The 11,701-nt window shown below is 69.0% G+C and carries 15 protein-coding genes; 2 read left to right on the plus strand and 13 right to left on the minus strand.

The features are described 5' to 3' along the window. Nucleotides 1-26 precede the first annotated feature (26 nt). Entirely contained in the window at nt 27-605 is a 579-nt protein-coding gene (locus VF106_RS46245; protein ID WP_330846451.1) for a hypothetical protein, read from the plus strand. 60 nt (nt 606-665) lie between these two features. Here the strand turns inward: VF106_RS46245 and VF106_RS46250 are convergent, their stop codons facing one another. Continuing rightward, entirely contained in the window at nt 666-1,349 is a 684-nt protein-coding gene (locus VF106_RS46250; protein WP_330846452.1) for a PP2C family protein-serine/threonine phosphatase, read from the minus strand. Between the two features lie 347 nt (nt 1,350-1,696). On the opposite strand from VF106_RS46250, the gene VF106_RS46255 reads away from it, so the two are divergent. Further along, entirely contained in the window at nt 1,697-2,218 is a 522-nt protein-coding gene (locus VF106_RS46255) for a M23 family metallopeptidase (RefSeq protein WP_330846453.1), read from the plus strand. A 482-nt stretch (nt 2,219-2,700) separates the two neighbouring features. Here the strand turns inward: VF106_RS46255 and VF106_RS46260 are convergent, their stop codons facing one another. The 12 genes from VF106_RS46260 to VF106_RS46315 form a co-directional block, all read right to left on the minus strand. Beyond that, nucleotides 2,701-5,355 carry an AfsR/SARP family transcriptional regulator gene (locus VF106_RS46260; RefSeq protein WP_330846454.1) on the minus strand — a complete coding sequence of 885 codons (2,655 nt, stop codon included), beginning with the start codon at nt 5,353-5,355 and terminating at the stop codon, nt 2,701-2,703. A 66-nt stretch (nt 5,356-5,421) separates the two neighbouring features. Then, nucleotides 5,422-6,381 (minus strand): glycoside hydrolase family 25 protein, encoded by a 960-nt coding sequence (locus VF106_RS46265; RefSeq protein ID WP_330846456.1) that lies wholly within the window; start codon nt 6,379-6,381, stop codon nt 5,422-5,424. Further along, nucleotides 6,339-6,920 (minus strand): hypothetical protein, encoded by a 582-nt coding sequence (locus tag VF106_RS46270; protein ID WP_330846457.1) that lies wholly within the window; start codon nt 6,918-6,920, stop codon nt 6,339-6,341. Before VF106_RS46270 ends, VF106_RS46265 begins: the two co-directional genes overlap by 43 nt. A 58-nt stretch (nt 6,921-6,978) precedes the next feature. Then, complete coding sequence (locus tag VF106_RS46275; protein ID WP_330846458.1) at nt 6,979-7,722, minus strand: GvpL/GvpF family gas vesicle protein; 744 nt, start codon at nt 7,720-7,722, stop codon at nt 6,979-6,981. Then, nucleotides 7,719-8,084: a gas vesicle protein GvpJ gene (gene gvpJ, locus VF106_RS46280; RefSeq protein WP_330846460.1), complete on the minus strand. Its 366-nt coding sequence runs from the start codon at nt 8,082-8,084 to the stop codon at nt 7,719-7,721. Before gvpJ (VF106_RS46280) ends, VF106_RS46275 begins: the two co-directional genes overlap by 4 nt. Next, on the minus strand, nt 8,081-8,323 hold the full coding sequence (gene gvpK, locus VF106_RS46285) for a gas vesicle protein K (protein ID WP_330846461.1): 243 nt from the start codon (nt 8,321-8,323) through the stop codon (nt 8,081-8,083). Before gvpK ends, gvpJ (VF106_RS46280) begins: the two co-directional genes overlap by 4 nt. Next, nucleotides 8,323-8,493, minus strand: coding sequence for a gas vesicle protein GvpJ (gene gvpJ, locus VF106_RS46290; protein WP_330846462.1), 171 nt, complete (start codon nt 8,491-8,493; stop codon nt 8,323-8,325). The genes gvpK and gvpJ (VF106_RS46290) overlap by 1 nt, the downstream gene beginning before the upstream one ends. Then, a complete protein-coding gene (locus tag VF106_RS46295; protein WP_330846463.1) occupies nt 8,486-9,220 on the minus strand; it encodes a GvpL/GvpF family gas vesicle protein in 735 nt (244 codons plus the stop codon). Before VF106_RS46295 ends, gvpJ (VF106_RS46290) begins: the two co-directional genes overlap by 8 nt. After that, nucleotides 9,217-9,528, minus strand: a complete 312-nt coding sequence (gene gvpJ, locus VF106_RS46300) for a gas vesicle protein (RefSeq protein WP_330846464.1) — start codon at nt 9,526-9,528, stop codon at nt 9,217-9,219. Before gvpJ (VF106_RS46300) ends, VF106_RS46295 begins: the two co-directional genes overlap by 4 nt. A 17-nt stretch (nt 9,529-9,545) precedes the next feature. After that, nucleotides 9,546-9,854 (minus strand): gas vesicle protein GvpO, encoded by a 309-nt coding sequence (gene gvpO / locus VF106_RS46305; RefSeq protein ID WP_330846465.1) that lies wholly within the window; start codon nt 9,852-9,854, stop codon nt 9,546-9,548. A 178-nt stretch (nt 9,855-10,032) separates the two neighbouring features. Then, nucleotides 10,033-10,338: an AtuA-related protein gene (locus VF106_RS46310; protein ID WP_330846466.1), complete on the minus strand. Its 306-nt coding sequence runs from the start codon at nt 10,336-10,338 to the stop codon at nt 10,033-10,035. Beyond that, complete coding sequence (locus tag VF106_RS46315; RefSeq protein ID WP_330846467.1) at nt 10,325-11,596, minus strand: acyclic terpene utilization AtuA family protein; 1,272 nt, start codon at nt 11,594-11,596, stop codon at nt 10,325-10,327. The genes VF106_RS46310 and VF106_RS46315 overlap by 14 nt, the downstream gene beginning before the upstream one ends. Nucleotides 11,597-11,701: the final 105 nt, after the last annotated feature.

An 11,701-nucleotide genomic window follows, 5' to 3' on the forward strand; every position in this document is an offset into this window, starting at 1 on the left:
CGCAGAGCCTCGGCATACTTGCCCACGTGATCGAACGCGCACAGGCGGCGTTGGCCGCGGCCCGCGAGGACACCGTGTGGTCCGGCCTCGCCTACGCCAAGGGCACCGACCCCGACGGCCACGACACGGACCGCAACGCGGGACGACGGGCGCTCGTGCTGTGGGGCATGCAGTACGACTGGCGGGCCGACGACCTGCCGCTGCACCGGTTCCTCGCGGAGCAGGAAGCGCTCTGCCGCGGCAACGCGCCGTTCTCCGGCACCAGCGACGAGTACGAGATCGCCGGCTACCTGCTGGCCAGGCACCGGCTCGTGGCGGACGTCTGGCGGCAGTGGGACCTCAAGACCGCGAACTTCGACACGTCCATCGCCTACGACGTCGAGGCGCTCGTCGTCGCCGGGGTCGAGGACACGCTCAGGTATGTGCGGGCCAGCGCGCACCCCTACCGGGAGGCCGTGCTGGCACGACTGGCGGAAGGCGTCACCGACGAGGACGTGACCAGGTACTTCGCCCGCAAGGCGCGGTGGTTTCCGAGCGACCCGGACAGCGAGGACCCCAAGACCTGGGAGCAGCGCGCGGAAGACCTCGCCTACTGGGGAAGCTGACGAACCGGGAAAGACGCGCTCGGGGACATGAACGCGCCTTTCCCGGCTTTTCGGCCTACCTCACGCTGCCAACTGGAGGGGGACAGTCGGCAGGAGTGGGGTGGCCGGGCTGGGGGCGCCCGTGAGGACGGCGGCCGTGGCGTTGTCCTTCGCTCCCGCCGCGTGGGCGGCGTGAACCAGTTCCTCGGCCGGGCAGGAGGAATGACGCAGGATGGTCGTCATCGCCTCGTGGGTCAGTGTCTTGTGCACGCCGTCGGTGGTGAGCACCAGGCTCGTGGCGCTGGTTTCCGTTACGCCGTAACGATTGGCGGCAGCCGTGTGCACGCTGGTGGTGACGAGGTGCTCCATGCGCGGCGTGACGTCCCCGCCGTGGTCACGAAAGTACTGGGCCAGCGTGTGATCCTTGGTGAGCTGGCGCAGTTCGTCGCCGTCCCACGCATAGGCCCGCACGTCGCCGACCCAGCCGATGCGGTAGCCGCCGTCGGCGACGGGTTGGGCCACCACCAGAACGCAGTCGCCTTCGGTGATCGCCTCGTGGGCCGCGGAAAGCGCAGCCTGTGGGCCCGCGACCGCCGGCACCCCGGCCGCCGCGGTGGCCGCCGACAGGGCCGCGTGCGCCGCGGTCTTCGTGTCGCCGACCCCGTCGGCCAGTGCTACCACGCCGTTCGCCGCGGCCACCGCGTCCGCGTTCACCTCGCGGAGGCCTTGGTGGCTGGCGGTGCGCCATGCTGGCTGTGTGTCCATCTCCGCCTCCTCGCCCGCTCTCTACCTGCGAGAATGCGTCGGGAAGCTGTGAGTTGCCTGTGGGGCGGGTGAAGGTCGTCTGTGGATGGGCCGGCGCCGGCGTCGCCGACCCGTTCAGTAGGTCAGCAACCGCAGTTGCCGTTGCAGCAGCCGCCGCCGCAGTCGTCGCCGCAGCCGCATCCGCACCCACCTCGCATGACAACCTCCTTTGTTTGCCTTGCAGTACGGGATGTTACGGGCGTCACACCTGCTGCCATCAGTCCCCGATCGGGGATTTGTACGGGACTTGTACGCGGCCCTGGTGCGGTGTCCGCTCCCTGCAGTCCCCCGAAAAGTGAGGTTCGTTGATGCCCCGACGATTGGTCACCGCGTTGACCGCTCTCCTGGCCGCGTCAGTGGTCGTGGCCGCCCCGGCGAGTGCGGACGTCGGCGTCCAGGCCGTCAACCTGCGTACCCCGTTCGACTGCGGCCAGGTGTGGAACGCCAACACGCGCTCCAACCACAACCCGCAGCTTTCTGTCGACTTCCAGCGCACCGGCGCGAACAACAAGAACGTTCGCTCGAGCGCGGCCGGCACCGTCGAGACCGTCAAGAATCTCGGCAACACGAGCTACGGCAAGTACATCGTCATCAAGCACGCGAGTGGCTGGAAGACGCTGTACGCGCACCTGAACTCGTTCAACGTCTCGGTCGGGCAGAAGGTCAGCACCGGCACGCTCATCGGCAAGGTCGGCAGCACCGGCGGTTCCACCGGGCCGCACCTGCACTACGAGCAGCGCCTCAACGGCGTGGTGAAGAAGGTCGTACTGAACGGCGTCGCGGTCAAGTACTACGGCAACACGTCGATCACCAGCTCGACCGGCTGCTGAGCTTGTCGGTTTCGCGGGGCTGGGCGCACAGCGCCCGGCCCCGCGACGTGTGTGGCGCTGGTGCTTCCGGCAACAGGGCGGTCGATGTCTCGAGGGTGCCCTTGAGGACGCCCGGCCACCGGCCCGGCCGAGGGCGGCGCGGTGCGGTGAAGCGAGCGTTCCTCACCGTTGTGAAGGACGCCTTCCTCGCACGGCCACCGGACCGCCCCACCCGCACGCCCCACGTCGGCTGAGCGGTTTCTTGATCAACGCCAACACAGATGGTTGCGCAGGCATCCCCCACCCATACCCGGGGGGCCACCCCGAGGCCATCGTACCAAGCGGCAGAGACAAAACCCCTGGTCGCGGGGCCCTGTGGACAACTTTCGGTGGCCAGTGCGGGCGAATGGGACACTCGTGCGCCGCACGAACGTGGCCTGCGCTCGATCCGAGCGCACGACCCCGCGCTGGACTGGAGCCGCGGTGGGCCGAGGGTGTCGCGGTCAGCCTGTGGGTAGGAGGTGCAGGGTGCTGCGGATTGCTTGGGCTCTGGCCGCGTGGCGGCGTGCGGCTGCCTCGTCGCCTCGGGTTTCGTGTAGGCGGGCCAGTAGTTCGGCGACGTCTGCCTCGGAGCGGCGGTCGCCGTTGCGGTGGTGGCGGTTCAGGGCGGTGGTCAGGAGTTGGCCGGCGGCCGTCAGTTCGCCGCTGTGTAGGCACAGTTCGCCGAGGCTTTGGTTCGTGTAGCCCACGCAGTGCTCGTCGTCGAGTTCGCGGAAGATCGTCAGTGCTCGGCCGAGGTGTTCGCGGGCGGCTGGGAGGTCGCCGCGGCGTTGGTGCAGTGTGGCGATGCGCTTCAGTGCGTGTGCCTCGCGGTGCCGGTCGCCGATCGCGGCGGACAGTTCGTAGGCGTCGGTGAACCAGCGGCCCGCCGGGGCGAGACAGCCGAGTGCCAGCCACACCGAACCGGCCGCGAGTCTGGCCACCGCCTCGCCCTGGCGGTCGCCGACCCGGGCGAACAGTTCGAGCGCGCCGTGGCAGCAGTCCAATGCGTGGTCGTGGTCGCCGAGGATGCGTAGCACGGTGCCGAGTCCGGCGAGTGCGATCGCCGCGCCCCGGTCGTCGCCGACGGTGGTGAACAGCTCGTGTGCGGTGGTGAGCGCGGACCTCGCCTCGGCGTAGTCGTCCCGGTAGAGGGCGACCTGGCCCAGGTTGCGCAGGACGATCGCCTCCCCGCGCCGGTTGCCGGCCCGGCGTGCGGCGGCGAGAGCCTTCACGTGTGTGCGCTGCCAGTCGTCCTGGTGACCACGCAGGTCGAAGTACGGCGCGAAAGTGGCCGCAAGCTGCCACGTGAGCTCGTCCGCGCCCCACGCCTCGGCGAGCGACACCATCGCGACGCCGGTGTGTCGCTCCGCGTCGAACCAGCTGGCGGGGTCCGCGCCCGGTTCCGCGTCCTGCGGCAGCACACCGAAGTACGGCATCCCGGCGGCCCCGGCTGAGGCTCGGGTCAGATAGCCGCCCAGCACCCGCTCGACCGCCCGCTCGTCCTTCTCCGCCAACTCGGCGGCATAACAGCGCAGCAGGTCGTGAAGCCGGTACCGGTCCGGGCCGACCAGCTCCACCAGGTGGTTGTCCACGAGCAGGTCCAGCACGTCGTCGGCGTGTTCGCGGTCCAGCAGCGCGGCGACCACCCACCCCGGCCAGCGCACCGGGCCGAGCAGGCCGAGCAGCCGGAACGCCCGCGCCGCGTCCGCCGGCAGGGACTCGTAGCTGAGACCGACGCTCGCCCGGACGGCGAGGTCACCGACACGCAGCTCGTCCAGCCGGCGCCGCTCGTCGCGCAGCCGGTCGGCGAGCGTCCGCAGTGTCCAGCCGCGCCGGTGGGCGAGACGGGTGCCGGCGACGCGGATCGCGAGCGGCAGCCGCCCGCAGAACCGGAGGATGGCCGCGGCGGCGTCGGGTTCGGCCCGCGTGCGTGCCGTGCCGACGATGCCGGCCAGCAGACGGACCGCCTCCGGCTCGCCGAGCACGTCCAGCTCGACGGGATGGGTGCCAACGAGGTCGGGCAGCATGACCCGGCTGGTCACGAGCACGGCCGACCCGCCCGCGCCGGGCAGCAGCGGCGCGACCTGCGCGGCGGACCCGGCATCGTCGAGCACGAGGCACATCCGGCGGCCCGCCAGCACGGACCGCAGAACCGCCGCGCGTTCGGCGAGCGTGCGGGGGATCTCGGTGACGCCGACCGCCCGCAGCAGTTCGGGGAGCACGTCGAACGGCCTGCGCGGTGACGCGGCGGTGCCGGCGAGGTCGAGGTGCAGCTGGCCGTCCGGGAACACCGCCCGCGTGAGGTGGGCGACCCGCACGGCCACGGCCGACTTGCCGACCCCGGGCGGTCCCGACAGGACGATCACCGTCGGGTCGTCGCGGTCGCTCATGAGGCCCGCCAGTTCGTCGACCAGCTCGTCCCGCCCGGTGAAGTCGGGCAGGTCGCGCGGCAGCTGGCACACCGGGGTGAGCGCGGCGAGCAGCTCCGGCCCGGGGGTGGTGTCCAACTCTGTGCGCAGGACCTGTGTCGCCTCGGCGTAGGCGGCCACGGCGTCCGCGCGCCGGCCGGCCGCCGTGAGTGCCTGGATCAGCAGCTCCCACAGCTCCTCGCGCAGTGGGTGCTCGCTGAGCAGGCCACGGAGGTCGGCGATGGCGACGTCGTGACCGCCCCGGTCGATCGCGGTCCGGATCCGTTGCTCCCGTGTGGACAGCCACATCTCGGTGACGCGCGCCCTGGTCGGCTCGAACGCGTGGCACTGCGGCAGATCCTCGAGGAAGTCGCCGCGCCACAGGGCCGGATCCCGGGTCTCCTCGAACTTGCAGAGGTCGATCTCGTCCGGTTCCGCGCGCAGCAGGTACCCGCCGGGCCGGTGCTCGATGCGGTTGTCGAGCAGACGGCGCAGGCTGTGCACGTAGGTGCGCACGTTGGCCGCGGCCGACCTCGGCGGGGAACCGGGCCAGAGCACGTCGACCAGCACGTCGGTGCTGACCGCGGTGTTCGGCCGCAGCAGCAGCGTGGCCAGCAACAAGCGCGGCTTCGGCCCGCCGAGCGCGACCGAACGCCCGTCGATCTCGGCCTCCAGAGGCCCGAGCACCCTGAATGCCACCGTCGCCACGATTCGGATCGTATGCGTGGCGTGTCTGAAACGGAACCGTCCGTATGCTGGCCAGACCTCCAGACGTCAGCCGACGCCTTCTGGCTTGGCGGCACGGGCAAACGCGCCGATGATGATCTCCCGGACCTCGGCTGCTGTGACGCCGTCCCAACCGCGGGAGAGGAGCTCCTTGGCGAGTGCGCCCTCGTCGACGTCGACCGTGCCGCCGGGGGTGCCCAGCACCCGGAGGTCGGCGAACTCCCGGACGGTGGGGTCGCCGCCCTTCTGGCCGATCCAGTACTGCAGGCCGGCCAGCTCCGTCTCGTCGGCGATGTGGCGGCGGGTGAGGCCGTCGCCCACCCACACGGCGGGTCCGCCCATTTCGCGGGCCAGGATCAGGTGCTTCACGGGATGGTCCTCCTCCTTGCGGCCGAGCAGCACGGCGAGTTGTTCGCGGGTGCCGCGGTAGGCGTTGGCGTCGATGGGTTGGTGGCCGGCGATGCGTACCGAGCTGGTGAACTGGAGGACCGCGACGTCGAGGCCGCCGTAGCCGTTCCAGTAGTGGCCGGGTACGTCGGCCCATTCGTCGGTGAGGGAGCCGACGACGTTGTCGGGGTAGCGGGAGCTCCAGAGTGGTGGCAGGCCGGCGAGTGATGGGGAGCCGAGCTGTTGCCAGTACCAGCGGGGCAGGTAGGTGAGCGGTACGTGATAGCCGTTGGCGCGGAGGCGGTCCACGAAGTCGCGGAGCAGTCCGATGCCGCCCGAGCCGGTTTCGACGTCGGGGATGACCGGCACGTCCCGGGGGACGGCGCGCGCCACATTGGACACTTGCGCGGCCGCGGATGCCGAGCTACGGAGGTAGTGGTAGGCGCAGGTCAGCAGTCCGGCGGTGCGGGCCTCGTCCAGGTTCGCCGCGAACTCGGGGTCGAGGAACGTCGAGCCTTCCGAGGCCTTGATGAACACGAACTCGATGCCCTCGCGTCGGCACTGCCCGAGGTCGAGCTTCAGATCCTGGTGGTGGCTGATATCCAGCCCGAATATTGCCATGAATGTCCTTTTTGTTCAGTGGCACCGGAGTACGAGAGCACCGCCACCGTCACCGCCGCGCCAAGGATCAGGGCGATCGCGATGATGGAGAGCAGCTTCCTGCGATGGTTCGACTCCGTCCACAGGTGTGTGATGTTGATGTTGTAGACCTGGTTCGTGCCGGTGACGTTGTGTTGGTCGTGTCCTGCGATGTACTGGTTCAGCTGTGTTCGGGACGCGTGATCCAGCGGCAGGCTCGTGTGGAGACGTAAGACCAGATCACGCATCTCGCCTTCGATTTCCGGTAGTTCTCGCAGTAGTTGGAGAATCAGCTGGCTCAGGTCCGGCACGATGCTGGCGCGAAGCGGTGCGCGATCCACTTCGGCCACGCTCGCGACCAGGGCGGCTTCCTCGTCCAACCGGTGTTCGATTTCTTTTCGCTTGCGGGCCATCAACCGGCGGAAAAGGTGGCTGAATCCGGCGCGGGCACCTTTCCACCCGTCCGTTCCCATTGCGCCGGCCACGGCCGTAGCCGCCGCGGCCGCCAATGCCCCGAGCACGCCACGCTCCTTTCCGGACGTAGAGCAGCTGCGATGTGTCCGATTCGGATGGTGACGACTACCAGCCCCACCGCGAGTCGGAGGATGTTTCCTTTGGTTCGGTCAGGAAGTTGTACGCGGGTAGCGGGGCGACGCACTCGGCGCCGATGCCCGCGATGGAGGCCAGCGCGGTGATCGCGGCCCGAGCCGGTTCGACTTCCTTGTGTGGAAGGAGAAACGCACGGCGCTCCTCCGTGTGGTCGCCTTCGGGTAGCGCGACCTCGTCCACAGCCACCGCCGAGACGGCGGCCAGCAGTTCGTCCGAACGCGTCCGGCGCCAGGTGACCAGTTGCTGGGCCACCTTCTCACCGAGCCGGATGCGAGTGGACAGATCCAGTCCGCCGGTTTCCTGCCATGTCACGGTGTGCTCGTCGAACACCATCCGCAACGCTTCGTCCTCGTCGAACTTCAGGTACGCGTGGAGTTCCACGAGTCCGTCCAGACGGTCCAGCAGTCCTCGGAGGCGAGGTGCGGAGGCCGCTAGCACCTCAGCGCACACCGACTCCTCGTCGGTCGCGGTGGTGCCGAACCGAAGCGGCACCACGGGGCCGTCGACGACCAGCTTTCCCAGCATTTCCAGGTGAGCCACCGCGTCCTCGCGGGTCGGTTGGTGCCAGTCGCTCACCACCATCGCCAGGTCCTGCCACGTCACCACACGACCCGCGGAGGGATGGTCTGCCCGCACCACGCCGTGGAGGAGAAGGCTCGTGCCCTTCAGGTCGTCCGTGCTGTTGCCGCGCAGGCTCGGTGATGCCGTGCTCACTGCTGCTGCTCAATGTCGGCCGCGACCACCTGGGCCTGCGGCGCTGCTGCCGGTGCCATCGCGACGCCGACCGGAACCGGGGGCAGTATGCCGAACGCGCCCGCGATGCCCTGGCTCGCCGGCGGTGGTGTCGGCACGGCCGAGTCCAGCTGGCGTCTCTGGGCCTCCAGCCGCTGCATTGCCTCCAGATAACGGATGTACGTGTCGACGCTGGCGATGATGACCTTGACCTCGATGGCCAGGATCTCGATGCCGATCACGGTGATCCGGACCGAGGCGTCGATCACGAGTCCCTTGTCCAGCAGGATGTTCAGTGCCTCGGCTAGACCGCCGCTGGCGCCGGGGAGAATGGGGGTGGTCATGGCGATTGGTTCCTTTCCTCGGTGAGAATTTCCCGGAGTTCGGTGAACTGGTGGTCGAGTGCGATCAGAGACCGCCCCAGGCGCTCCACCTCCTCCGGGGTGAGTGAGCCGGATTCCGCGCGACGAATCGCCTGCCGTTCAAGGAGATCACGCAGGATCTCCAGGACGGCGACCACCAGCTGGCCGAGTCCCCGGCCAGAATCCGCGGGTATCCGAAGTGGTTCGTCCGATGTGGACATCAGGCGTTCTCGATCGCGACGAGCAGCAGACGCAGGTCCAACCGGATCAGGTCGATGCCCGCCAGCGTGATGATCACGTCGCCGTTGACGACAGCTCCCCGGTCGATCACTCGGTCGAGCACGTCGACGAGACCGGCCGCGCTCGGGGAGACAAGACATACCTCAGACATGCGCCACTTCCCCGGAGCTCAGTTTCAGCCGGACGAACGAGTACGGCGGCCACGGGCCGGTGACCTCGACCGCCAACTCGTCGTGGCGCTCGGTCTCCGCGTGGAAGGCGGCCTCAGCATCGGCGGGCACCAGGTAGGCGGCGTCGAGCAGTGGCGTGGACGGTTTCCTTGGCCGGTGCACGGTTTCCGTGGCGTACCGGGTCAGTGCCTCGTCCAGGGCGGCCGCGGCCGTCGAGCCGTCCCGTCTGACACGGGCCGCCGCGGCGAGGCGATCGCGGCGCATCGTCAGATATTCCGCGCCGGACATGCCTTCCGTCGACATCGTGTCCGGCTCGCCGGGATGAGCGAGCCGCGCACGCACGCCCCACTCGCGATGGCCCGCCACCCGATCGAGCCAGGCGCCGGCCTCATGGTGATGGTTGGTCAGCAACCGCAGCGCGGCGGGCTCGTCCCGCAGGATCGTGCCGAACCGCAACGGCAGCACCGGATGGTGCTCGAACACGGACCGCACCACGAGGTCGTGCCGGCGAGCGAGTTTGACCAGTGGGTCGTCCTCGCTCGGTTCTTCCGTCCAGTGCGTGGGATTCGCCTCCAATTCTGCGAACGGGGTCAGGTCGACCTCCGCGACGACTATCGCGAGCCCGCGGTGTGTCACCAGCCGCATTCCCGGCAGGGCGACCAGCATGTGCTCCCGTGTGATCACATAGGCGCAGAGACCCGGCCTCATGATCGTTCCTCGCTCTCGAGCGCACGTTCCAACTCGGCCACCCGGCCGCGTAACCGTTCCAGCTCAGCGGTTCTGGTGTGACTGGCCTCCAGGACCTGGTGTTGGTGGTTTGGCGAGAAGAACGGATCGCCTGTCCACCAGTCCATGCCCATTTCCTTCGCGGTCTGTGCGGACGCGACGAACAATCGCAGGCGCAGCGTGAGCAACTCGATGTCGACGATGTTCACCGCGATGTCGCCGACAATCACCACGCCCTTGTCCAGAACGCGTTCCAGCACGTCGGCGAGTGAGCTCGACCTACTGTCCACAGTGGATCTCCCCGATATCACATGTCGGTGGTACCTCTGGTGTAGCGGCGGAGTCGCTCGCACGCGACCATGTCGCCGTCCCTGTCGATGTCCACCCGGTACGTCCCGAGGACGGACGTGGTGGCCGGAATTCGTTCCAGCTCAACGACATCGACGAGTACGGACCAGCCGCCCTCCGCGGTCTTGCGCACGCCGGTGACCCCTTCGGGTTCCCGACCGGTGAGTGTCCTGAACTCCGACACCGCCGCTCGAATCGCTCCCGCCGCGGTCAGCTTCGCGGGAGGCCTGTCGGGTGGAGTGGGGGGTTCGAATGATGAATCTTTCATCGTTCGGTCTGATCGAAACGCACTAGAACGGCGTTACTCGTATGCACCAGGCGTCTTGTTACACCATGCACCCGACGAAGATCGAAATTCCCCCGATAGTAGGCAGTGTGGCGGACACCGTGGCGACGACTGGCCGAACATCACGCCGGCCAAGAAGCGTCATACAAATTCATCCAGGTTATTTTTCAACGTCAAGTGCGAGAAGTCGGGAGCTCAGCGACTTGCCGTGTGTGTCGAGTGCGAGCGACGTGGTCACGCCACCGTCGATGATCTCGTGGCACACGAACTGCAGAGCGCACAGACCCGGTAGCTCATAGCGCACGACCTCGCCGGCAACGTGGGCCGACAGGTGTTCCCGGACCCGCGCGGCCGTCAGTTCCCGGACCAAGATCGGATAATCGGCGTCGTCCCGAGGAAAGATCGACAATGTGGCCGTGTTCCCCTTGTCGCCTGCCCGGCAGTGCGCGATCTCATGGAGCAACATCGGACGCCTCCAGAAAGGTGACGGAGGTTGGCACGTCCGCGCGCGGGATGAGCGTCGAGGCGATCCCGATCACCTCGGTGATGTGCACGCGCACGCCGCCGCCACCCGCGGGACCGTTGGTGTACAAGGATTCCACCTCGTCACCGACCCGGTCGAGCAACGCGGGATCGTGGCTGATCGCCGCGACGCGAAGCCGGCAGTCCGTCGGTCCGCCGAGCACCTCGGCCCGCACCGGCACGCCAGCGAGCCGCGCGGTGACGATCTCGCACGCGAGCGCGCCGCGCCGTGCCGCGTTCGGACCGGTGTAGGAGATCTCGGCCTCCACTTTGGACCCGGCACGGTAGCCGACACTCACCTTCAACGACTCCGGTCGTGGTGTGCCGCGGGCGCCGGAGACCCGGACGTCGTCGGTGACGGCCACCTGGCGCATGTCCAGCACGACGTCCGGTGTCCGGTACGCCGTCGGATCGGTGATCTCGTACAGCAGTTGCTCGCGGACCGTCGCCCTGGACAGCAGCCCGCCGGTGCCGGGGAGTTTCCCCAACACCGCGGTCCCGTCCGACGACACGTCCGCGTACGGGAAGCCCAGGTTCGCGAGGTCGGGCACGTCCTGGTAGCCGGGGTCGGCGAAGTAGCCGCCGGTCAGTTGGCCCGCGCACTCCAGCAGGTGCCCGACGAGTGTGCCGGCCGCGATCCTCGGCACGTCACCGAGATCCCAGCCGAGCCGCTGTGCCAGCGGCGCGACGAACAGGGACGGGTCGGCCACCCGGCCGGTGATCACCACGTCCGCGTCGAGTGCCGGTAGGACGGCGTCGGCGCCGAGGTAGGCGTTGGCCGACACGATCTCGCCGTGCGACCGCAGCGGCCGGCCGGTCTCCCACGCCGGCGCGTCGAGGTCGATGCGGTCGAGCACGTCGTCGCCCGTGACGACCGCGACCCGCCCGCCGAGCCCGAGCGAGTCGAGCAGCGCGCGGGTGACCTGCCCGGCGGCAAGGGGGTTCGCCGCGCCCATGTTCGTGATCACCCGGACGCCACCGGCGATCGCGAGTGGGAGTAGCCGCGCGAACCGGTCGGGCAGCCGCTTCTCGTAGCCGAGCGCGGGGTTGGCGAGCCGGCGTCGTTGTGCCTGCGCGACCGTCCGCTCCCCAAGACACTCGAGCACGAGGTCCGCGAGCGCGCCCCGACGCAGCAGGTCCTCGGCAGGCTCGATCCGATCGCCGGAGAACCCCGCTCCACAACCGATCCTGGTGGTATGCAAGCAAAACCTCCGTCATGGCCTCGCTCCGCTCGGCGTTCGCGGGCCTGTACCCGGCGTCTTCCCTCCTGCGCGCGCAGATCCCTGGGCTCGTACCTCGCACAGGGA

The sequence above is a fragment of the Actinophytocola sp. genome, assembly GCF_036378875.1.
Lineage (GTDB): Bacteria > Actinomycetota > Actinomycetes > Mycobacteriales > Pseudonocardiaceae > Actinophytocola.